Genomic DNA, 26,639 nt, shown 5'->3' on the forward strand with positions numbered 1-26,639 from the left:
TTCTAATATAAAAGTATTTGTAAATTTATTTCCAGATAAAATACCAACAAGTTCTTCATCAGAATAAGATAATTCTATTATTTCATTTATATACAAAAGTAAATTATTTATTATCTCAAGTTGAATCATATAATTAACAATAGTTAAATCCATATGTGGCATATCAGTTTTCATATTAAATTGATACCCCAAGAAATATTCATATATATCATCTATAAAACTTTCTTTAGTTTCGATATCTTTTTGTATAGCATTTTTTATTGCTTCACTATCAACCTTGTATAAATTCTTTTCATTTACTTTTGATACAATTATATTCTTTAAAAAATAGTAAGAAAATTGATTAAATCTATATAAAACAGCATCCATTCCATAAATATCTCTTCTTATTCTATCAGTCGTAAGGAAGTCAAACACAGGTAAAACAGACTCATCAAAATTAAGCCTATCATTTCCTGCTATCTTTTCTTTATTTATTAATTTATTAAGATTTTCATCATAATATGTGTTAACTAAATTTATTAAGTTAAAATTATTATCTTTTTCTATCCCATTACTTTCGTTAGTAACATCACTAGATTGTATTAATAATCCTTTAAACTCACTGTAAGACTCTATAGCTTTATCAAACATATTTTCTATACCTTCAAAATAAACAGTTGTTGATTCTCTACTCAAAGGATTTAAGTAATCGCTATTAGCTTCTATTTTATTTGTACAGCTAGCTATAAATAACATATTAATAATAGTTGCATCTAATTCATCAGTTGCCTCTGTAACACTTACATTAACTAAGTCTATTTCTTTGACATCTAATGCTTTTATTAAATATAAGTCACTATCAGTAGTAGTTATATATTTTTGCTCTGTTAATGTTAAAGTTTTTAACTTGTGTATAACTTCTGTATTTCTAGCATTTATTTCATTGAATACGAGCCTTAAACTTATTGCTATTTCACCTTTTCCTAAATGCTGTATAAAACCTTTTGGCTTATTTTGGATTGGAACTCTTTTTAAATTGTTGTAACTCCTTACCTCTACATCAGTTATAAATTCTCCTGGAATAAAAATGTTATATGGAGTTTCTTCTTTATCAACACTTTTTCCATCTGTATATGTATCTTGTTCGTTGTACATATTTTTAAATTCTATATGAATACTATCTTTTTTATTCTTAAATAAATTTTCTATATATTCATCTATCTTTTCAAAAGTTGATTTTTTTATTTCATAATTTTGATAAAATTTTAAAATAAAATCTTCTCTATCATCATTTAAGTAACTCAAATCTGTACAACTCCAAAGGATTATATCAACCTCATATCCTTCTGTTGAATTCGGTATAGTCTTATATGAAAAGCTTTCTAAAAAAGAAAAGAAACAATCTGAATGCTCTGGTATGTCTATGTATCCTAATTTAGCCATTTCCTTTATAAATATTTCAGTATTTTTTTCTCTTTTTTTATATGATGAATTATCAATTTCAGAATCCAAATTTTCATTAAATGTGTTATCTAATAATTTTTTGTACATCTTATACCCATCTAAAATCTTTAAACTTATTTCTCTATCGAAAATTGGTAGTATCATTAATGATTGATACCTAGCTTGTAACTTAATTAACTCAATCAATCCTTTTTCATTTACTTCAAATTTTAATATTATTTTTTCTTCAAAATTGTAATTACTTTTAGTTTCTAAAATTCCCTTTCCTCTTATAGTTTTTATATTATTTGGTGTTTTACTATCATGTAGGAGAGAGGAAATATATTTAGGAACTTTTAAATCTAGTATATGCAAAATAAATCACCTCAATATAATTTTACATACTAATTTATTTATTAACAAAAAAAGAGCAGGATTCACCTACTCTTAATTCTAAAAATACATTTTCTTCAGTATAGAAATATATTCTGGCATATCTAAATTTTTTCCTAAATCTTGGATTTCTAAAGAATGTTTATTCAACATCCCGTTATATAACTCTTTACTAACTTCATTGTTTGATAACTCCATATTAGTTTTACCTAATATAAAGTTCCCGTTTGGCATTTTAAGAGGTTCTGAAGCACCAGTTATACTTTTTATCATTGTTGCACCTGCAATCACTCCTAAAGCACCTATAGCAACTTTAGGATTACTTACAATATCCTTCACAAAATTTTTTGGAGCTTTAAAATTTTTATAACCATACTCTTTCCCAGTTATTGCTGAAGCTGAATTTAAAATAACTTTGTTAATATCAACATCATTATCTCCAAATTGTCGTAACAACTCTATTGTTGATATTTTTTTAAATAAATCATTATCAACATACTCAGTATCAATCCAATCTCTATTTTCCTTTAACACGTTTTCTAGTTTACCAGATAATTTTTTAAAGTATTTAACTCTGTCTTCACTATTAAGAACTTCTTCCATTCTTTTATATTTCTTATTACTTTGAGAAATATGATTAGCCATATTAACATAGCAATCGTCTATATAAGTTGTTTTTATTCCTGAATCTATTCTAGAAAAATCAGATAAAATATTATCTAAATTATTTATAAAATTTCTTTTAAACTCTTTATATTGTTCTTTATCTTTTTTAAGTTCAAAGAAATACTCTTTATTAGAGTTCATATAATCACTAAACTTAATTCTTGCAGCTAATTTACTATCAAATTTAGCATTAAGTCTTTTAGAAACATTTTCCAAAGTTATCTCTTCTTTTAAGTGTATGTTTGCCAACTTTAATTCTTCTATTAAATTCTTTTTATCAAAAAAAGAATCCTCAAACATTTTTTTATATTTATCAGATCTTTTTATTATTGTATTTGCAACAGATTCACCAATATGTAAATTCCCATTTCTTTCATACATATTAACTAATGCATCAATACTGTCTTGGTCTGCAATTCCTGCTGGAAATAAAAATCCATTATTACTAAATTGAAATTTAACATTTCTCCTGCTACTTATAGCCTTTTCAAGCTCTTTAAAATCTTTTTCCTTATATCCGTTTAATACAATAGCTTTTCCTATAGAAACCATTTCTCTATCATAATCAGTTAATTTGTTAAACTTACTATCAACTAATATTGAGACGAATTCGTCACTATATGTCTCAGCTACACTAACAACTCTTAAATTATTTCTAATATTTTTAAGCATATATTCATCAACAACCTTTTCAGCTTGTGAAATAATACCTACATGCATATTCTTATCAACACCTTCTACTCCCTCTCCTAAAATCAGTTCAGAGAAAGAATTGTCATATTCAGAATAGAATAATGATATATCAGATAACCTTTTATTTTTAGCATTTTCTAATTCTTTAATACCATAAGAATATGTACTATCATTAAAAGATAACATTCCATTATCTAGATGATCATTTATTATTTTTAAACTCTCTTCACCACTTTTACCACTGTTACTAAATTCAGTTATATTTTTACTCAAGATATTTGCATATGCACTTACAGAGTCTTTTTCTAATGATATTAGAAATTCCATTTTTTTCTTATCTAATTGATTTTTAAATCTAGCTGATAATCTATTTATTCCTTCAACATCTTCTTGAGAAAACATTTCGAATTTATCTTTCTTTAAATCTAAATTTTTATCAAATATGCTTGCTACATCATTAATGTTTATATTATATTTATTTGAAATAACATTAAAAAATTCATTAGTTATATTGTTTGTATAATAACTTTTATAAAAAGAGTCAGCATATTCTTTTAGATTAGCAACATTGGAAATTCCTGCAGCTGTTCCAAGAGTAGCATAAGTCTGAGATTTAAATTTTCTAAACTCATAATTATTGCTAAGTTCATTAAAATCTATTTCATTATTCTTATAAGATGCTAATAAATCCTTTATCTTGCTATAATCATATTCTGAGTTAGGTTCGTTTTGTATCATAAGTTCTCCAAACAAATGTATACCTTTGAACATTTCAAAATCTAAATAATCTATATTTTTAACTTTTCTAACTTCTTCAAATAAATTATTTTCTATAGTATTCATAGTTGATTTATACTCATCTTTAAAACCTAAATATTTTTTTATATCTGAATTTGAAATATTATTATTTTTCAATATTTTTTTATAATACTCATTATCAAATTCAAAAGAACCTAAAAATATATCTTTGTCTAATCCATTGCTAGATACTTTGTCCATTACTTCCTCAAGAGATTTATTTATCTTTCCATAACCTTCATTAAAAACTAATAATGTATCAGCGAACTTCAATAAAGCTTTTTCAGAATTCTCTATATATATTTCATCAAATAATCTTATAGTTTTTTTATTAAGGAAACTTGAATCTTTTGATAACAAACTCTTTATAAATAATTTAGAACCCTCTAATCCTCCAAGTGTTAATCCATGTTTAGCAGATATAGCACTTTCTATCATGTTATCATAGAAAATATCAGAAGCTCCTGTATAATACTTCTGTTTCCTTATCATTTCTCTTAATGATTCAGGATTAGTTTTATCGTAATTACCAAAAGAACCTATCTTCTCCATAACGTTAGTTACATCTAATTTTTGTAATTCAACTCCTGATAATCTTAATTTTGTAGCATAACTATGTGTTTCACCAGTATTTCTAATTCCAGATAACTCATCAAAAATTCCAGTGGTATTTTTGTATGCATAAAATTTATCAAAACTACCTCTACTTATAAATTTATCAACATCTTTATAAGATTTCTTAAATAATTCTTCAGAACTAATGTCTTTATTTTCTTTAAGTACTCTAAATAAAGCTGTAGCACCTAAAACATCCATTCCACTTATTTTCTCTCTAAGAATAGAAATTTTATAATTACCACTTCTAAGCATCTCAACAACTTCTAAAGATGTTTTTATATTTTCTTTAGCATACTTACTTCCAATTGTAATAGCATCATCTTTCAATCTTTTTCCATTTAACTTTGTAATATCATGATATTTTACATCACTAGACATTCTAATAGCTCCTTCTAAAGAGTTGAGTTGGTTTGATGTGATTTTTATAGGGTTATTAGTGAAGTCGCTTAAATTAGCCATTATATCGTAAATAGCATTATAGTGTTTCCCTAATTCTTTAAATGCTCTACCTTCTACAGAAAAAGAAAAATTATTCAACATTTTGGTTTTCATATTAAGTTCTTCCTCAGTTAAATTTAAAGTTTCTTTTATAACTTTTAAAGGATTCTCTATTTTAGATAAATCTATTAAATTTCCATCTTTATCTATTAAATCTCCAGTTATTTTTTTATACAATCCTTTTGTATCATCCCATTCGCCGAATATGTTATTTTTAATTTGAAATTCTAACAACGCATTAGAGAGGGTATTATTTTTAACTTTATCATCTGTTATAAAATCTAAATATGCTTGTGATACCTTGTCTCCATCATGGTCTCCTCTTCTAAATAGCATTGTTTTTTTACCAACTGTTATAACTCCAGCTTGATTTTTTTCTTTAGATAAAAATGTTAATGCACTTCTAGCAAATCTATTTTTTAGATTTTCATTATCTATATCAAGTATTATAGATTGAACTCCACCCATATGATTAATAGTTTGTTGTGGATGTCTTGCAAAAAAACTAAAATCTCTTACGAATCCTTTTTCTTTAATATTTTTTCCAGTATATACATCTTCATATTTATATTTTTTATCTCTGAACGATTTTAAATACTCTTTAGATGTTATTGTAACTTCTGATATGTTAGCAAGATTTTTACCAAATACTTGTTTGGCTTTTTCTATACCGTTTTTAAAACTACCATCACCACCAGACAAGTTTTCCAAATAATCTACTCCATCTTCAACAAAAAGTTTTTCATTCACGAGTTTGAATCCCATAAAATCTCCAAACTCTTTTAAATTTTGTTTAATATCATCTACGTTACTTACATCTTCGAACATGATATTTTCAAATTTATTCAACAGGTTAGATCCTTCAAGTGGATTAGCTATAAATGAACTTTTAATTTTGAACTTTTGTGATGAAGATAGCTTCCCTTTATTTTTATGCAATCCTTTAGCTTCATCTGGTATTTTTATATATTCTTTTAACAAATCAAATCCTTTAGAAGTTTGGTTGCTTACTTCATCTCTAAAAACATCTGAAAACTTAACTCCTTCAGATAATTCTCTACCATTAAAAATAGCTCCATTTAATTTAGATACTATTTCATTTGATACCTCTTTGTCTGTTAATATCTCAGCTATTTTTTTATTGCTTTCTAAAATATCATTCATTTCAGCGGAAAGTCTATTATCTATCTCTCTAACTATTCCATCAAAATCTGCATTATTTTTATCTATAGTATTCATTTTTTCCTGGATAAATTTATTTGCATTAATAACACTTATTGAATGAAGTTTCTTTTTATCTAAATTAGTTTTTATATCTGATACAACTGACTTAACTTTATCACTATCAAATTTAGTTTTATTAATAAGTCTATTAAATGTTGAAATATCCTCGAATGATTCACTATTTTTATCAAAATAATCTATATATTCTTTAAAAGTTTTCTCTGTAATACCCTCTTCTTTATTAAGAGCTTTTAACATAAAATCATAAGATATTCTACGACCACTCTCATACTCTTTAGATTTATCAGCTATATTTCTTAATCTACTAAAGACTTCTGATGAAACTATAGTTCCATCACTTTCTGAAACATCATAAGACAATTCCATAGATGTTAATACATTTCCTGTTTTAAATATAGTTTGAAGTTGATTTAAACTATATTTATTTTTACTATTATTAGAAAAAATATTTAACAACTCACTTGTAGAGGCTAATGCATCAATTTCTAATTCTTTACCTGTATAACCACTCAATTTATTTATTTCTTTATATATTTCAGAATTAACATTTCTAACATAACTTGATACTTCTTCTATTTCTGTATCTGTTAACGTATTTAAATTAGATATACCTTCCAAAGAGTTTAATATTTTTTTAGAGAACTTATTGTCAGAATTTCTAAAATACTCCATTGTTATATCCAACTTATTTTTTATAGAACCAGCAAATTCATTTATATTTTTATCATTTATTACAACAGTTACATTCTTTTCTAGTTTTCCATTAGATACACTATCTAATGAATTTTCAACCATTTTTTTACCCAATACACTTTCCTTCATAAGCTTATCATGAGATAGAAAAGCATCTGTTTTATTTAAAATATAATCATCTTTAGACACAGAGTTTAAATCAAATACTATTCCATTGTTAGTTGATTTAGCAACACTTTCTGTTAATTCTTCCATATTTATATCTTGCTTATAATCATAAATTTTATTTAAAACCTCTGAATTTGTAAGGTTATTATAGACGGTTCCTAAATATTCATTAACTCTATCTTGATTTTTACTATCAATATAATCAGATAATTGGTCATATCCATTTATCCTAATCATTTCATTTATTCCTTTTCCAACTTTTAAACCACTATCTTTCTTTTTATTAGCATTAGAGTTTACTCTTTCAGAAGCTAGTTTTAAAAGCAATACTGGACCATTACCAAACCCACTAGATTTACCTTCTGTAAATCCTTCTAGTGTTGCATCTCCTATCATAAATGCTGTTTCTTTTCTATCAAAACTATTATATACAGCAGAATAAGATTGTTGCATCTTTGCTAAGATACCATATTGAGCAACTTGTCCTTTTTTTAATTCTCCATCTGGAGAATAAAAGGAAGCTCCATATTTTTTCTCAACATTTTCAAGAATTTCTTTACCTTTTTCTGTAAATATTTTATTTTGATTTTCTATAGGTTCTTTAGATAATTCTAAAAACTTCTCAGCAGTTAAAGAGTTCCCTTTCATATCTTTAGTTAAATAAGTTTCATCTATCAATACACCAAATTCTTTAGATAACTTTATTTCGACTCCTAAATCGCCTAATAATTCTTTCATTTCTTTATTGAATGTTTTTATACCTTCAGCTCCTAAATCCTCATATACATTAGTTACCATTGTTTGTAGTGCACCATGAATCATCATACCAGTTTGCATTCTCTTTTCAGCTTTGTTATTAAAAATAGCATCAACATATAACTCTTTATCTTTTGATTTAACTTTTATAAAATCATAAACCTCAGATATTGTATATTTAGCTCCTGTTGTTTGTTGCTTAGAACCTTGATCCACACTTCCTATATTTTCAAGCATAAGTTCTATTGCACTTTCTTGTGCATTATAATTAGCACTTCCTATGCTAAATCCAACTTCAGGCTTTAAAGTTAAATGTTTTGTTGTAAATTCATCATTAGTTATATTGACTTTACCATTTTTACCTTTAGCATATGCAACAGATCTAAATTTATCATCAGCACTATCTAGCAAGTCCATTATTCCTTTAGTTAGTTTCATTTTACTTGCCTCGTCATTTAAGATATCGCCAATTATTTTACCTTTTCCACCAAGCTCATTATTTATAAATGAGTATGCAGTTTGAAGAGAACCAATACTTCCATCCATAGTGTTTATAACTCTAGAATTATTTAAATCTTCATAAAAGTTTTCTAATTTTTTTCTTCCTTCAATAGTACTGAACAAATCTTTAGATAATATTTTAGATAATATTTGATTCATACCAGTTTCAGTTTTTAACAAGTTATGAGCTTCTAGTTTGCTAATTCCCAATGCTTCATAATTAAGTTCATCTAAATTAATTTTAACGCTTTTATTTCTTATTGCATTGGTCGTTGATTGTAATGCCCTTGTTGCAGTCATCCCCTCTTGAAATGACGCTGTGAATGCATTAATATTTCCTTCTTCTGGAAGAATAGCTCTAACATCACCTATTGCAAAAGTTTTATATGTTTCTCCACGTCTATAAGGCATATCCTTTAATTTATTTTCTTTTCTAATATGTTCTATCGTATCCTTTACAAGATCTTCTGTTTTATAAAACGCTTTTCTACTTCCAACTCCTGTCAATCTTGTTTTAGATAATAATTCAGCATTTATAGCTGATCTAGTTTTAGTTATATATTCGCCATTAGAATTTTTTATATTTAATGTCCTTTCTCCTAGTAAATCTTGTGCTTGGAAAGTTCTTTGAGTAACTTTATTCCACGCAACTCCTGGAAGAACAGAACCCAAATGTCCCATGTATGTATCTCCACCAATAACACCTGTTTGTTTGGCAGCTCCAGTTGTATTTATAATATCGTCATTATTTAGAATCATATTAAACACAGTGTTGTTGCTTTCTTTTCCAATCTTCATTATCTTTTGTAACAAAATAGTTTCAGAATTAACAGAAGAATCTTTATTAAAATTAGAATAAAAAGTATGATTATATTTTTTGTCTAAAATATTTATAATACTTTTATACAAATCTGAATAACTATACTTCCCTTCTTTTATTTTATATCTTTCTTCAGATTTTAAATTACCGTCTTCAAGTATTTTCATATATCTTTTCTTACCTATATTATGGCCTTTTAATATTGATTTAAATCCCATTAATTCATCTTTAGTTTCTATGTAATTGTCTTTTTTATTTCTCTCTATCCCTGCAATCAAATTACCTATAGATTTTTGTAATCTATTATTTTCTCTATACATTGCAGTAATTTTAGAAATATACTTTTGATCATCTAAACTCATTTCTTTCATTACAGCTTGTTTATCTTGCTGAATATATTTTATGTAATCACTTCTATCAAAACCATCATCTATTTTGATATTAAAGTTTATCCACATTTTATTTTTTCCAAACCGTTCTATAGTCTTTGCATTTACAACAAGATTATTTGTTTCATAGTCTATATTACCTGTAATTTTGTCATAAGTTCTAGCTATAGAAGTTCCTGAGTTGGATTCTCTTTTCATATCTAAGCTCATTTCTTCAAATGCTTTATTAAAACTATCAACAGAATCATACTTACCTAGTAAGGTTTTTTCTTTATGTGTTTCAAAGATAGAATTATTATTTTTTTTATATTCTTCCATATGTTTTAGCTTAGTTTCTATATCCATTTCTTTAAAAGGGATCTTATATGGTTTTGACTTAGCTCTAATATATGCCCAAGAATCTTCAGCATCTTGTTTACTATATACAACATTTCCTTTTTTATTATAGGGATTTATAACATCCTTTATATCTAAAATTTTTCCATTATCATCTCTTATAATTTTAACTTTAAGCGCATCTATTTCGTTATCTGAAAAATTAGTCTTGCTCCTTCTTTCGTTTATAATATCCAACATATCAAGTTTTAAATTATACTTATCATAAAATTTCATTACAGATTCACTATTAAGCAAGTTTACTGTTGGTTTAAAATTCTCATTAGATGTAGAACTCAATAAAAGATTATATTTCCCATCATCTATACTTTCATTAATTTTACTTTTAATTACATCTTTAAGTTTATTCTTATAAATATTTTCAACATCTTTATAATAAGTATCAACTTTACTAGAGATTGAAGCTATCTCCTTATTAGAAAATATAAATGTTGATAATTTTTCGTTAGCACTATTTGTATCAACACTCATTTTTGATGAAATTAATTTTTTCATTTCTTCTTTCATTAATTCTTTTTTATTTATAAAATCATTTGAATTTTTAAACGAACTTAGCAAATCTATACCTTTTATTTTTCTTTCTTTTTCTGAAAAAACAGTATTCCTCATAACTTCATTAAATGGACTAAATGCTAACTCCAACTGTTCACTCTCATGTTTTAACAACGCTTCTTTCAATTCTATCGCAGTAATTGGCTTATCTTCCATATTATTTAAAAACTTAGAAAAGTTTATCCTATTACTACTAGACTCTCTCTTTATAGTAGATTTGACCTTATCGAATATTTGATTATTAAAAAATGATTTAACATTATATTGCTCTCCTATAGATGCTTTTGGTTTAAGAATACTTGCATCAGTTATTTGAGACATATCAAATACAGCAGTTTCCAAAGAGCCGCTTGTTAATTTATCAGTTTTAATGGACCAAGAATCAGACTTCGGATAATAAGGTTTATCATCTATAGCTCCAAAGTCTAACTTTCTAATACTTTCCATCAATTTCCATTCTTTACTTTCTTCTATTTCAGCCTTTTTAAAAAACATTCTAGCCATTTGAACCAATTCATAGCCAGAGTTTTTCATAACTGTTACACCATCTCTATTATCAATTCCACCGTATACCATTCTAGATTTGGATGTGTAATATGAATTACCATATTTATAGAAATCTTGGAATCCTGGAGTATCTTTTAGTTTTTTAAACAAAGTAAATCCTTTATCATCCCCTATTCCAGTTTCCCTTCCTAAATATACTGAAATCTCGTCAGGATTGTCAGAACCTTCTCTAAACTTACCAACAAAAGCAATACCAACACCATCTTTATTCCCAAATCTCATATATGAAATATCATCATTATCTCCAAATATTTCTTTTGGAAGAAGTGGGTTTATAGGAGACAATTTACTCGTTCTATAATCTGTACCTATAACATTTTTTGATATGCTTTTAATTTCTTTCTTTCCAACAAGTCTAGTTGTATAAGAATCTTTATAATAATCATCTCGATAGCTCATCAAATTCTGAGTATCTATATTTATATAATTAAACAAATAAAATCACCTCATATTGATTTTATTACATTTTATTTATATATAAAAAAAGATACCCTTAAAAAAGAGTATCTTTTAATGCTATATCTTACTTCCTATAATCAGAAAAAATATTATTTATAATCTCAACCCATTTTAGTGGATAATTTTCCCATGATAAATCTTTAAGGTTCATATATGCTATAAATGGCTTATCTTTTATAGGTGGCTCATATTCTAGTGTTTGCTCAATATTTTCTTCTAAAACAAATAGTTTATCATCATCATTAAGAGCTACCCTAATTGGTTCATTAAACTTTACAGCACCTTGAGTATTTTTGTCTCGATCATGGATAACGTATACATCTAAATTAAGAGCCTTCAAATATTTAACTAAAGATATTATTACAGCTTTTCCTCTAGCCTTTATTATTTGAAAATCATTTTTAATTTCATTAATCTTAAATTCTTCTGCAGGTAATGATTTTAATGTTTCCTTAAATACAAGTTCTTCAGTATCACCTTCCACAACTATAACTTTTTTTGAAAAAAATACTTTAGCAATATAATCATCTATTTTCATTAACATTTTTAATTTATTTTTATCATCTTGCATCAACTCTTTATACTTGTCAGATAAATTAAATGCATTTACTTCTGTTATATCTTTACTTTTAGTTATTCTATTTAAAACTTGTTGATTATCTCTACCAAGTCCAATCATATAAGGAGAATGAGTTGTACAAATTATCTGTAATTCGCTACTTACTAAATCGTATATTGCATCCTTCATTTGAGTTGCAGCATTAGGATGAAGATAAATTTCTGGTTCTTCAAATCCTATTATTAATGTATTTGTTCTTTGGTTTCTTTCTTTCAACCATTGTTCTCTAAATTTTAATATTGAAAATACACTAGCTCTTATCATTCCAGTACCTTGTTGAGAAACACTTGTTTCAACATTGCTACTTAAAGAAATTTCAAATTGTGGCTTTAATATCTTATCTGAATCTGATAAATTTGCAATAGCATTTATCTTAGCTGTAGGAAACACTTTATCTAACTCTTTATTTAATTGTGTTATCATTTTATGATAATCTGTTGTGGAATCTTGAAAATTCATTTCTTGTTCTAATTCTTTTAATGCATCTGACAACTTAGCAAATCCTCTTGAGCTTCTTTTTATATCATCAAATATTGTAGTTAAAATTTCTGACATAGGACTGTTTTTATTTGTGTCCATTGTATTAACTTCATCTCTTGCAGGTATATATATATATTTTGGAAGCTTAGATAATATATTCCCTTGAATTCCACCTGGATTTTCTACGCTCCATTCTTCATCTTCTAAAACATCATATAAAGAATCAAATTCATCAAATCTCTTTTTTTCTGGTGCCGTAAATTTGTCTTCATAATTTTTAGTTGGAAATACTTCTTGAATTTCTTGAAAAGTAACACCAGCTCCTAATAAATCATCGACATTATTTAACTCACTATTTTCATACTTCCTAACCCTTTTTTTTAAAAGTATTTCAATTTTACATTCTTTTGGTTTTGAATATGTTTTTCTATAAGTCAATCTTAAACCAGAGTCATTCTCATCGATTGGATCATATTTTTCTATTCTTCCTTTGAATCCTCTCCAATTATTTGCTTCTTTAGGAATATTTTCAAAAATACCAGTCAACTCTATTATAGAAGTTTTAGCTCTCGTCGTTAGTGTCTTTTCACAATTAAATAAACAATAATCTTCATCACTAGCAGGTTGCTTATCTCCTGATAAGAATAACTCAAGAGCTTTTAATATACTACTTTTGCCAACATTGTTTTCACCAATTAAAAATGTCGCTTGATCAAATAAAACTTTTACATCTTCTAATTGTCTAAATCCTTTAATTTCTAAAGACTTTAAAATCAATTTTAACCCCCCCGATATTATTTTGTATAAAAATCTACAATCTTTCTTTAATAAATTAATCTAAATAATCCATAAGCTTATTTAAAAGATATCTTCTAATTTACACCAATTTTCAGCATTTATATCAGAATACTTTTTATTATTAAAATATAAATTTTCATTTTGATAACTAATAAATCCCCATTTTAAGAAATGTTTTAATCCATATTCTTTTAAATATTCAAATTTGTTTTCAGCCTGCTTATCAATATTCTGATCATCTGGTGCTTTGGCCTCGAGTATAAAGACATCTCCGTTTTTTAGTTTTAAAATATAGTCAGGATAAAATAACCCTTGCTTATCTATACCATTAAAGTAGACTATGGAAAAATATTGATTCCCTTTGTCTCCGTTTTTATAAACCCAATCAATATTCGCATTTTTTTCACAGTACATTTCAAATAATCTTTCACATTTTGACCTTGTTTCTTCTGTTAATACATCTGACGTATAATTTTCATATGAATTACTTTCTAAAATACTTATAAATTTACTATCAATAGTTTTATAAGTAAGTTTATCTTCTAATGGAATCTTAAAATCACTTAATTTTATTCCCTTTAATTCTAGTGATAATTGTTTATTTATTATAGATGACAATTCTTTAAAGTCATCTCTTAAAAATTTGTAATTATTAATTATAAAAGCATAAAATTCTTTAATTTCAAGGTTTAATATTTTATTTTTCGATTTAGTTTTATTAAAAAATAAATGCCTTAAAATTAAATTAGTTTTTTTTGAAGTTGTTCCTATTTCATTTTTAAGAACATCAATAGAATGTAATAAATCAATCCCGTTAGCATGTGTATTTACTTCAAATTCTATTTTTTTTACATCTCCTACTTCATCATTAAAAACATCTTCTATTCTTACAAATCTTCCATATTTCAAATTCTCACTTAATGTTGTTCCTATTTTAAATCCATATTGTTCATTTAATATTTTTTTATTTTCATCATAGTTGGATGTTAATTTATATTTTTTCAATAAAAAATCATAAATTTTAACTAAAGTTTCTCTCTCGCCTAATCCACAATACTCATTATTCTTTATTTCTTTTTTTAACATAAAATTTCTACATTTTTGTTTTAAAAAAATTGTTTTTGTTTCTAAGTTTCTATCGCTATTATTCAGCACTGCTTCCTTATATTTTTCATCAAAAGTATACAAATAACAGTGATCTAAAATATCATTATCATAATGAACTATTTCTGGCATACGTCTTAATCTTCCGATTGTTTGAATCTCAAAAGTTTCAGACATATTTTCTCTTAATTTAACAAGTATTTTTGCTCTCGGACAATCCCACCCAGTTGAAATAGCTTGTTTCATCATTAAAAAAATAGGCTCTCCACTGTTTATTGTTAGATTTTCTAAATTTATTTTTCTTCTATCAAGCCATACTGATACCATTTTATTTTCAGTTGTATATCCCATATTAGATAATTTTTGTTCTACATTATCTAATAATTCATTTGAAGAATTTGGAAACTGAATTATTACCAATGGATTAATATTTTTACCAATTTTTTTATATTCTTGTTCTATTTCTTTTCTTTTTAAATCTGCTATGTTTATTAAATAATCATATTCATTAGACATATCTAATGTTTCTGGAATATTTTCAAGATTTTGATTTATATACATAGCTTTCGTTATTAGCCCAGAATTTATAACATCAATTTCAGAAATTTCGTACCATTCTGAACTTTTATCTTTCTTTGTAGTTGCAGAAACTCTAATTATTTTTTTAGGAGAAAAAGCATTTATTATATCATTAGCTTTTAATGTTTTGTTCATATGCTCCTCATCAACTATAACAACAAAAGAAATTCCATTTCTATGAGCTTCCGCTATTCTATCAAATAAATTTTTTCTTTCACTTTCGGTAATCGCCCTATTTCCTTTTTTAGTAACCTTTTGCCAATTTATAAATGTTGTTGTTCCAATTTTAAAACCATCTAATATTACTGAATCTACAGTCCCTGAATTTCTATTTGGAAATAGTTTATCCATTTTTTGTTTTGATTGTTCTTCAAGCTCACCATCTCCAGGACAAAGCCATACAAAACATATATCTTCAGTAGTTATCTCAAGATATTTATCTATATAATTCAAAAGTATTACTGTTTTCCCACTTCCTGTAGGAGATTTTATAGTTATAGTTTGTTTACTATTTTTATCTATTGTTTTATCTAGTAAATAATTTAAACATTCTTCTTGAAAGTCAAATAATTCATGTATATTTCTTACCATATTTCACCAGCTTCCCTTAATTCTTCTTTAAAATAATAACTAGGTATATCAAAAATTTCTATATTAGTTTTAGATAAAATATCTTCTTGCAGACCTGTTAATAAAACCTCTTCTGAAATAAATAAAAATTTAAATTTATTCAACAATTCTTTATTGATTAGTAATTTGTCTATATCTTCTTCTGAAAAAACGACTTGATATATAATGTTATCTATAGATATGCCATAATTCAATTCTATCAACTCTATTATATGTGATGATAAGATATCACTTAAAAATTCATTTTCAGAAAATTTCTTTATGTAATCTGTTCTAAAATACTTTAAGTTAAAATTATATACTTCACTTATGTTTTGCATTCTTTTATAAGTTATTTGTTCACATATTTGATTTTCGTTATTTGTACACAATATAAACTTTCTATTATTACCATCTTTATTAAGCTCTAAAACTGCTTGGCCTGTTGATCCAGATCCAGCAAAAAAGTCTAAAACTAAACAATCTTTATTGCTTGAAAAATTTATTATTTCTTTTAATAATTTAATAGGTTTTTTCCCACTATTAAACTTTACTTTTCCTTCGTGATCTATATTTCCAAAATCTGCTGATAAGTCATAAAAAGTATTTATAGGCTTATATCTTATAGCTTCCCCAAGCTCCATTTCCTTTAACCTATCTAAAGGTATTCCAGAATACATTTTACCTCTTTTCGCATTTGCTCTTTGCGGTCCAGTGTAGTATCTATAGCCTAAGCCATCCTCTCCTCTTCCATGAACTTTATATAAAGAACCTAAACCATCAATAGTTATTCTGGGTTCAACTACAGATTTAAAAACTTTACCATAGCTCATTTTAGTGTAAATAGATCCAGAAATCCAAGTCTCTTTTAATTTTTCTTTAGAACTTTCTTTATGTTCTATTATTTCCCATTCACCTTTTTTAAAAACAGTTACTTCGTCATTGTTTACTTTAATAGTTTCTCCTGAAGCAATTTCTTTTATTTCAAATACAAATTTGTCATCTGTATACTCTTCTGTTGGCCGATTAGGAACAAAATGTAAATTGTTTTTTGAATATAACAATAAATACTCTATAACTGGTTTAAATGCTTTTTCTTCTGTTAAACTTTTATCAGCATACCTTACTTGAATATGAATTGTTGCTTGATAATTGTTTTCACCAAATATGTCATCACACAATAATTTCAATTGTGCAAATTCTTTTTCATCAATACTTATTGCTATAAAACCAGATTCGCAAAGTAATTCTCTTGCTATTCTTAATCTTTTACTCATAAACGAAAGCCATTTACTATGCTTAAATACATCATCTGGAGCTAAATAATCATCGTTATACATAAAATCTTTATTTTTTGTATTATAAGGAGGATCTATGTAAATTACATCAACTTTCTCTTTATGTGTTTTTTTTAATAAATGTAATGAATGTAAATTATCTCCTTCTAATAAAAAATTCCATTTATTTTCAATATTATTATGTATTTCTTTATCTCTAATATTTTTGAAAATTGGAATATTTTTCACTAAACATTCATCAATGTTTTCAATATGTTCTTCCCAAACCAATCCATATTTTTTTTCATCTAAAGATGATATTACTTGATTCAACATAGCAACAGATCCGCTATCTGAATTATTTTGTTTAATTTTTTCTAAAAATGAAATTAGTTCTTCACGCTTTAATTTAGATAAATTAGTCATTTTTGTAGTCCTTTCTAAATATTACAATTATTTTTTTTAATAACTATATATTCACCTATTTTTAATTCTATTTTCTTATATCCTAATTCTACCCACACTTTTGAAACTGGATGCGATTTACTATTTGAAAAATAAGCAGAATGTATATATGCTGATTTAGGTAATTTTTTCCCTAAAATCTCTTCTAATTTATCATATGTAATCTTAATAACAACATCATCGTTGTCTACTAAAAACTTTGCAAATTTTTTATAATTATACTTTTCCACTATACCTCCATTTGATGTTATATGTATTTTTTTACATAATATTAATTAGATTTTAATTTTATCATAAAATAGACGGATATTAAAAGCATTTAATAAAAAAAGAGACGAATTCGTCTCTTTTTTCGGGAGGTACAATAAATGTACATAACAGATTTAAGCTTCACTTTAATTTATACACGCCCCACAATAAAGTGTATAAATTAACTAAGAAAGAGTGTCGCTTAAAGATAAACAGGAAAAGCATTAAAGGTTCAACTAGATATTAACATATTCATCATTTTTGTCAAAAATTACCATGTCTGAAGGCATAATTGTAGATAAAACTCTTTGAGAATAATTCCCTCTATGCTTCATAATTCTTTCAATATATCTAGATAAATCATCTTTAGATTTCCATTCTTTAAGTTGAGATTCAACTCCATACATTTGCAAAGTTCTTTCTTCAAACTTTTCTAAATCAAATCCTGCTTTATATTTAAATAAAGCATCATTATAGTTAGGATCATTAGTTCCATAGTAATTTGGAATTTCTTCATCAAAAGTTGGTAATTGAATATCTTCTTTAACATAATCTCCACCATTAAAATTCGATTGTTTTTGCCAAAGATGTCCTAATACAATTTTCATTCTATCTGTAGATGTATCGTAAATTTGTTGCCTAACTTCTGGATCAATTTCATTTACTATATTATCTAAATACTTTTTCTCTGTCATTGTAAGATAGTTTTTAACTTTAGATAAGCCATCATACTCACTCATATCATAAATGCTACTATTAAAATTTCCTTTATACGTTTTATCAGAAGATAAATATTTAGCGTATTCTATCCTATTTTTTATTTCATCTTCTCTACTTATTCTATCGATCTCATTATCACCGAACAATGTTCCTTTAATATAAGAAAGAGTTGTCAACGTTGGCATTAACGGGTCTCCAAAATCTCCCATTTTCATAGATATATTCATAGAACCAACATATCCCTTAAATCCACCATTAGCTGCAGTATCAATTAAAGGCGATATAAAACTCTCTACAGGAGAACCCCAATCTTTAAATGAAGGATCAAGTATATTCTCGTAATAATATCTATGTAGTGTATCTTTAGAACCAAATGCTTTCTCTAGATAATTAGGCTTTTTAGCATTATTAATTAAATCAAACAACTTAGTTCCTAAAGAGAAATCTCCATTATTAGAATGTCTTAAATAATGATTTTCTTTTAAATTATCAAACACATCAAAATCAGGAACATACAATTCAACATATTCTCCCTGATTATCAGTCTTAACAGCAGATACAGCATCTTTATTTATAACACCGTTCAACACAGAACCTTTTTGTAAAAATGTTGATAAAGTAGATAATTCGCTAGTTATAGAGCTATCTGCTCTACCATCTGTATAATCCATACTTAAACCAGCTAGTCTATATCTTCTATTATCAGATCCTATAAATTCTAAAGGAGATTCTTGTCTTTTTACTTCTATTTCCAAATTTGTAACATCAGCATCAAATGCTGTTTTATCTCTTATATTTCTATCTTTATGTTTAGCTTCATAGCTCAATGATTGATATACTACTTGCTTTCTTTCTTCATCTAGTTCATCTATTTTAGAAAGTGCTTCCCTTTTATAGTGTCTATACTCTTTTGAGTACGGAGCTACTATTGATAAAATTTTTAATCTATCAACAAGTCCGTATTCTCCTAAATCATCAGAGTGTAATTTGTTATACTTTTTATATGTTTCTCCTGGAAGAACAAATTCACCAAAAGACAATTCGTTATAAATATTTCCATGAGTTCTGTTTCTAAAGTAATTAGTTGGCATCCAATCAGGCATTGAATTATTTCTCAAAGGATTTATAGTTTCATAATGATGATTAGTTGGCAACATTCTTCTAATCGGCTCTGTTAATCCAAACATCCCTCCAAGTTTTAACTGTTCGTATCTATCTTGAATTCTATATCCATCATCTAATGTTTCTAATCCAACTTTCTCATCATCTCTTCCTAATAAAAAATCTTTAGCTTGTCCTAATAAATAACCTCTCATACCCATCATATTAGTTACTTCTTCCATTGATGTATTTACAGCCTGGCTTAATCTTGATGAATTATCATACTCGATATACTTCAATGTATTTTCTTGGCCATCATAATTTGGATTAAGCATAACTCCATCTTCTATAAACCACTCTTCTTTATTGAAATATTTTGTAGGTTTTATTATCTGTCCTATTGTAGCATTCATAAAGCCACCAACAATAGGCACATCATCAAATAAGTCCTTAGATTTAGCAACAGGTCTTACGTCTTGATTTATCCTTTCTTCCATATATGGATCAACAAGAGTCCAAGCTAATTTAGTAGGCATAAAATCATCTCTAAAAAATCTTTCAATCTTATTTCTATATATTCCTGAAGTTCTTTGTTGCCCTAAATATAATAAATGAGGTCTTATTTCTTCAGTTTCTCCACCTTCAAACATTTGTCTACCAGATGAGTACCAAAATCTATTTTTCTTTACTACAACTTCTTTTCCATTAAATAATTGGTCTTTCATTTCTTCATTAGTTGCACTTAATTGTAATGGAGATAATAATCCATTATCAGTTAACATTCCTGGAAACATTTCTTCCATTTTTCTAAATACAGCTCCCATACCAACACCATTTATCAATACTTGAACAGCCATTCTTGTGTGAGCCATAGCTTCAAATGCTGCAGCTGTTATACCTTGTCCAAATATAGGTGTTGCATCTGGTAAAACCATATCTACAAAAGAGTTAGCTGTTTGATAAGCACCATATAATGCATATGCTGGTAATATTCTTTTTGTTAACATAGAACCTAAATACCTAGCACTCGAACCTATATTGTATGGAGATAATTTTGGAATACCCAAAGTTTCTAAAGAGTTTTCAAAACTTTCTATACCTTTAGTAAAAAATAAACTAACGTTGTTACTCATAGCTGTTGTATCGCTAAATAAATTTTCAACATTTTTTTTATTATTAAAATCAACATCAGTACCCCAATACTTAGTTATTGCAGGAGATTTTAAATTAAGATTTAAGACTCTATTTTTGTGGAATAAACTCTCTTTATGAAATAATAAATTATCTTCTAGTTTTTCTCCAAATACTTCTTTAAATTCATTATAATTTTTACCTTTATTAAATGTATTTATTATAATATCTTCCTTTACATTTGAATTATCGAACAACTTCCCTCTTTTATTTTTTATAAAATTTTCTCCAAATTCTATATCATTAATACTTTTATACTCGTTAACAAGTTTAAATTTATCTGCGGTCCTTTCAAAGGAATCTTTAATTTTGAAAAAATTTTTAATATCCTCGTTTTGTGGGAGCTTTTCACCTAACGCATCTTTTATTTCATTAGATGTATAAAAGTCTAAATTTTTATCAATATTTTTTAATTGCTTGTCTTTTGTTAGTTTTTTAAACTTATTCTTCATCCAAGTGTCATTTTCTATATTTTCTTTCAATTCATTCAAACCTTTATTATATTTTTTTAATGCTATATTAAAAGTATCATCAACTTCATTTTTAAAATGTTTTTGAAATTGTTTTGTTTGCTTTTCTGCACCTGTTAACAATGCTGCCATTTCTAAATATGTGGATTTATCACCTGTTGTTTTATTTACTTTCAAATATGTTTTTAAATTATTTATAGTTTCTAAATTTCCCTCTATAAAATTATCATTCTCTTTAAAAGCTGTATTTCCAAATCCAGGCAAGAAATTTAAATCACTTTTTTTCAAATATCTTAAAGCCTCTCCATGTTCTCTATTTTCATATAAATTTTTAAAATGATCGAATTTAAAAGGCATTGGTGTATTCTCTCTCTCGATATATTTACCAGCTCTATTTGCACCAGTTGTATAATATCCACCATCTTTTTTGGCTTGTAAAACTTTAGTTCCTTTACTAAAATCAAGTTTATAATCACCTGCTAATTGTATAAAATCTCCGCCATCTCTAACCAATGCTTTGTTGTTATAAAATACAGTATTGATTTTATCTTGAGTTTTTTCTAATAACGCAAACTTATTATCACTACCTTTTTCGATATAATACTTCTTATAAGCATTATCCATATTTATTCCATACATTGGAGATTTCTTTAGTATTCCACCAGTTTTTTCTATCCCATCCAAAACTTGAGTTCTTTTAAATTCCAAAAGCCTTGTTGCATTATTAAGATCTTCTAAGTTGTTTATCTTTGCTGAATAAATATTATCTCCTGTTTTATTTATATTATATAAAGCTTGAGAAATACTTTTGTATCCATGTTTGTTTCTCCATTTTTCATCTCCAACTTTTTTATACGTTGAAATTTGTCTTTCTAATCCAGATAAAGTCCTTTTTAAATCTACGTTATCTTCATTAACTATATAAAAGTTTTTTATTTTATCTCCATGAATACTTTTATGTAACTTAGAATCAATTCCAAGAAAATCCAATAAAGGAAACTGGCTTGTCTTTCCAGATAAAGGTGAATTCTTAAAAAACGCTCTAAATGAACTCTCAGCACCTTTAACTAAATCTAAAGCATAGTTCTTAGACTTAAACCATGTCATATCTACCATATCAGATGTTTTTTCATTTATTAAAAGATTATCGGAGAATTTTTGATTACCAAGTATATCTAAATATTTAGCCTTACCATCTTTATCAAAATATTTATTTGCTTTGTCTCCTAATTCTTTTCTTATGGAATCTCCATGTTTCATCATAAATTCTTTATAAGTTACGTCATTATCCCTTGTAACTTTTCCACTATCTAAAACATCATTAAAAAAAGCATAATTTTTATTTTTTATTTCTATATACTCTTTAAAATTCTCTTTATTGCTAGTAAACATTTTGGGTATTGAATCAAGAAACGCTATCTTATCAGATACATAGTTGGCATCCTCTTTCAAAAATTTAGCTGCATCTAATTTTAACTTGCCATCTTCAACTTTACTAAAATATCCTGTAGAAGTTAAAAACCCACTTCCCATATTTGATGCACCAATTTCATGATCAAATGTTTTTCTAGAAAAATAATAATCATAGTATTCAAACGGAATTTTTTTACCTAATCTTCTAAAATCATCCAAGGACATATCTTTTAATGAGTCTGAAACCTTCTCATACTCGATATAAGCCTTTGAACGTTTATAATTGTTATTTCCTTTAACAACACCTAAAAACTCGCTAGAAAGCTCTTTAACGCCTTCTAAATATCCTTTTTGAAATTCCCCTTCTCTGAATATTCTTTGTCTAGCTTCTATAAACCATTTTTTTAAATCTTGTTGTTTTTCAGATGCTATCTTCATTGTTTTTAAAGTGCCCTCAAACATTTCTGTGTTATTTGCAAATGTTCTTCTTAAAGCTTTTTTATTTAAAGCTAAAGCTGTCATAAACCCTACTGCACCCAATTTAGCAGTATCGTCATCATCATCTTTTATTAAAGCTGGTATTAAAGCAAAAGCAGCTCCAAGAGCTGCTCCATGTTTTTTGTTTAATCCGTATTTTCTTAGATAAACACTATCCTTTAATTTATAACCAGCAGAAAATAAAAGAGCTGAGTGCAACATATCTCTTGTACTGTGTTGCTCTTTATCTTCCATATTTTACTACTCCTTATTCTGGTATTGATGCGAACATCTCATTTTGAGTCTTCAACTTATAAGAAGTTTGTTGAGATTCATTTACAGAATCATTAAGTAAATTCTTTATATTTTCAACGAACCCTGGCTCTGAATCCTCAAATTTAAGTTCTCTTATATATTTATATATAACATTATCTAATGTGCTCATTAAAGGTAATTTCAATCTTCCAGTTATTTTTGAAACAAATATTAAAAATTCTTTTTTATCTCTATAATAAAGTTCTTCTAAAGTTAAACTAATTATATTCAAATTACTTAAATTATTTATATCATAAACCTTATATCCGAATCCAACAAGAACAGTTATAAATTGATCCATTATACTTCTTTTCTCTATTATAGTTTCAACAGCTTCTTTAAAAGCATAATCAAAACTTCTTGGCCTTATTCCTAAAATTTCAATACATACAGCATTTATTAAAAGCCTAGTTTTATCATCTTTATCACCTAAAACAGGAGTATAATCATTTAAAAATTCATCTAATTTTCTATCATCTATAAGTAATTCTCTCAAAAAAATAATTGCAGATTCACAATTAGAATGCAAATAAGGATAATAATTATCTAAATACTTAGCCTGCCTATGGTTTATGGGTTTTATTGAAAACTCATATTTTTGAATTTTTATAACTTCAATATTATTTATATCCTTAAATTTGTCTAATAATGGCTTTTTCATTACTTAACATCTACCCTATCTATACTTTTTTCTGAAGAAAAGCTTCCGTTATATCTCTTTTGTAATTTATCAATATTAAGTTTCATAGCATCATCTATAGTTGATTCTAGAATAGAGTTACACAGATAACTTAAAATACTTAAAAGATGTATTAAATTTCTTTTAACAATACAACAAGTTGAAGATGCAAAGTTATGAACAATAACTTTATTAATCATTTCAGTGTCAACGGAAGTTTGGTTAATATTATTAAATAAAACTTGATTAAATTCTTCAGTAATTCTTCCTGATATTGATAAAAGCTTAATTGCAACAACATCTAATTTTCCTCTTAAATCATTATCTTTAACATCAATTAAATAGTTTGTAGTTTTAGAATTTAACACTGCATAAATATAATGACCATTATCTAATATTAAATGCTTAAACTCGTCATTGTTAATAATTTTATCATATATTTTCATCTCTTCGAATTGGTGTTCGTGTATATTTTCATAGTAAGCGATAGCCCACATTATATCCCCAACTTCTTTAAGAATTTTTTCTTTATTTATTTCATGATTATGATAAGATACTTTTTTTAACTCATCTACTAACTCTCCAATTTCTCCTGTAAGAGCATGAAGAAAGTAAGTTGCTCTTTTACCACAACCATTTGTCATCATTGCTTTTTCTTTGTAATCTTTAAATAACATTATCTCTCTCCTATATTCTAATTATTTTATGTGTAGGATTGTATCTACTATGCTTCATTATTGCTGGTAAAAGAATATCAACAACTCCAACCTTCAATTTAGAAACATCTTGTTCTCTAATATATGGGAATAATATTGCTCTACTCAACATAAATTTTTTCATATATTCTAAATCTGTTTCAGCATTTGGGTTTTCTTCAAGCATTTCAACGTGGTCAGAATCCTTTATAGTTCTACATACAAAAAGTTCAACAGGAATTCCAAAAACTTCTTGTTCAAAATCAAGGCCTATAACAATTATAAATACACCGCCATGATTTTTTTTATACAACATAATATCTTCAAATTTAGGAAAATCTTTTAAATGCGATTTCCCATCTATCAATATTTTTAAATTTCTAACTTGAGGTTTTTCCATTTCTTTAGATATAAATTCCTCAAGAGTCATATCGTCCAACTCTGCGAACGAATAATTCTCTTGCAAATATTTATTTACATCAAATTCATCAGTTATATTGTTATTAACATCCCTCAAGGTAACTTCGTCTTGCTCTGAAGCAACAACCTCTTCAAGATCCTCTTCTAATAACAAATCATCAACTATAACTTCAGTATTTTCATCTAATACTTTTTTTATCAATTCTTCTTTTTTATTACCCATGATACATCACCGATTTACAATCGTCTTTTGCTGGAATTTTATCAGAAGTTTCATTATCTTTTTTTAGATTTTCCTTTTTATCTTTCTCTAGTTCGTCTTCTCTATCGTATAACATACTAACACCTCCATACATTTATTTTATATCCAACCGTATTAAAAGTAAAAATTACCTAATATCAAGATTTGAAAAATCAGTTGGTATAAAGTTTTTGGCTATAAAATTAAAGGCATAATATCTTCCGCCACTACTAGCTCCATCTGTTTGTCTCATATCAATAAACTTAATACCTTTTATTAATAATGCTTCAAATCTTCCATCATTTAAATTTTCTATAGGTATTATATACATATCTATAGGAGGCAATGATTCTGGAGAAGTGTCTTTAGAGTAAGATATAGAATGGAGATGAGCCAACGGAACATTTTCAAATGCATTCACAACTATAGTTCCTGCCATTAATTTAACTCCTTTTGAAACTGTTTGATATGTGTTTCTTCCAATAGCAAATATAGGATTAGTTCTTGACGATATCGTATGATTTAGCTGAACTATACTTTCCTTTTCTGTAGAAAGTCCAGTTAGTTGATTTCTAAAAACTATCTTGAAATTTGTTATATTATTTTTATCTATTATAAATTCTCTTTGAGGATTCTCTAATAGATCATTAAGATATTTATACCAAGACTGCATATAAGAATCACTTTCTTTGTCAATTACATCATTATAACTATTTACACCAAATACATAGTCTTCATCAGCTCCAAACAAGTCATTTACATCATATATACTATCGCCAGAATTCCCTTGTTGAATAAGTATATTATTCATAACATTTGAAACTATATTTGAAGAAAGCTTTTTATTTGAAGTTATTTTTCCATTCAAATCTTCAGCTCTAGAATATAGAGTTGTAAAGTAAAAATTATTTTCTTTTATTAATTCTATATACTTCTCTAAAGAGAAAATATCATCTTTTTCAAAAAGGACGAATTCGTCTCTTTTTAAATCCTTTGTACAAAGTATTAATAAATTATTTTCAATTTTAGTTAATTCCAAAGTATAATCCATGATTTTACTAGAATTGCTATCTATAGTTTCAACTATCTTTTCTATATTT

The 26,639-nt window shown here is 26.3% G+C and carries 12 protein-coding genes; all 12 read right to left on the reverse strand.

The annotated features are described in order from the left end of the window. Nucleotides 1-1,800, reverse strand: a 1,800-nt coding sequence (locus ACRCYC_RS00005; RefSeq protein ID WP_438532865.1) for a hypothetical protein, incomplete at its 3' end; no start/stop codon positions are given. A gap of 78 nt (nucleotides 1,801-1,878) precedes the next feature. Further along, a complete protein-coding gene (locus ACRCYC_RS00010; RefSeq protein ID WP_438532866.1) occupies nucleotides 1,879-11,613 on the reverse strand; it encodes a hypothetical protein in 9,735 nt (3,244 codons plus the stop codon). Nucleotides 11,614-11,701: 88 nt separating this feature from the next. After that, nucleotides 11,702-13,513, reverse strand: coding sequence for an ATP-dependent nuclease (locus tag ACRCYC_RS00015; RefSeq protein ID WP_438532867.1), 1,812 nt, complete (start codon nucleotides 13,511-13,513; stop codon nucleotides 11,702-11,704). 81 nt (nucleotides 13,514-13,594) lie between these two features. Beyond that, nucleotides 13,595-15,808, reverse strand: a complete 2,214-nt coding sequence (locus ACRCYC_RS00020; protein ID WP_438532868.1) for a DEAD/DEAH box helicase — start codon at nucleotides 15,806-15,808, stop codon at nucleotides 13,595-13,597. After that, nucleotides 15,802-17,529: a site-specific DNA-methyltransferase gene (locus ACRCYC_RS00025; RefSeq protein ID WP_438532869.1), complete on the reverse strand. Its 1,728-nt coding sequence runs from the start codon at nucleotides 17,527-17,529 to the stop codon at nucleotides 15,802-15,804. The genes ACRCYC_RS00020 and ACRCYC_RS00025 overlap by 7 nt, the downstream gene beginning before the upstream one ends. Before the next feature lie 14 nt (nucleotides 17,530-17,543). After that, nucleotides 17,544-17,798 (reverse strand): DUF7662 domain-containing protein, encoded by a 255-nt coding sequence (locus ACRCYC_RS00030; RefSeq protein ID WP_438532870.1) that lies wholly within the window; start codon nucleotides 17,796-17,798, stop codon nucleotides 17,544-17,546. A gap of 255 nt (nucleotides 17,799-18,053) precedes the next feature. Continuing rightward, nucleotides 18,054-23,444 carry a hypothetical protein gene (locus ACRCYC_RS00035; RefSeq protein WP_438532871.1) on the reverse strand — a complete coding sequence of 1,797 codons (5,391 nt, stop codon included), beginning with the start codon at nucleotides 23,442-23,444 and terminating at the stop codon, nucleotides 18,054-18,056. Between the two features lie 13 nt (nucleotides 23,445-23,457). After that, nucleotides 23,458-24,165 carry a hypothetical protein gene (locus ACRCYC_RS00040; RefSeq protein ID WP_438532872.1) on the reverse strand — a complete coding sequence of 236 codons (708 nt, stop codon included), beginning with the start codon at nucleotides 24,163-24,165 and terminating at the stop codon, nucleotides 23,458-23,460. Further along, a complete protein-coding gene (locus ACRCYC_RS00045) occupies nucleotides 24,165-24,860 on the reverse strand; it encodes a MazG nucleotide pyrophosphohydrolase domain-containing protein (RefSeq protein ID WP_330112445.1) in 696 nt (231 codons plus the stop codon). Before ACRCYC_RS00045 ends, ACRCYC_RS00040 begins: the two co-directional genes overlap by 1 nt. 10 nt (nucleotides 24,861-24,870) lie before the next feature. Next, nucleotides 24,871-25,521, reverse strand: a complete 651-nt coding sequence (locus ACRCYC_RS00050) for a hypothetical protein (protein WP_330112446.1) — start codon at nucleotides 25,519-25,521, stop codon at nucleotides 24,871-24,873. Next, nucleotides 25,514-25,636, reverse strand: a complete 123-nt coding sequence (locus tag ACRCYC_RS00055; RefSeq protein ID WP_330112447.1) for a hypothetical protein — start codon at nucleotides 25,634-25,636, stop codon at nucleotides 25,514-25,516. The genes ACRCYC_RS00050 and ACRCYC_RS00055 overlap by 8 nt, the downstream gene beginning before the upstream one ends. A 51-nt stretch (nucleotides 25,637-25,687) precedes the next feature. Then, the coding region (locus tag ACRCYC_RS00060; RefSeq protein WP_438532873.1) for a hypothetical protein at nucleotides 25,688-26,639 on the reverse strand (952 nt) is incomplete at its 5' end.

Source organism: Paraclostridium sp. (genome assembly GCF_051657365.1).
GTDB lineage: Bacteria > Bacillota > Clostridia > Peptostreptococcales > Peptostreptococcaceae > Paraclostridium.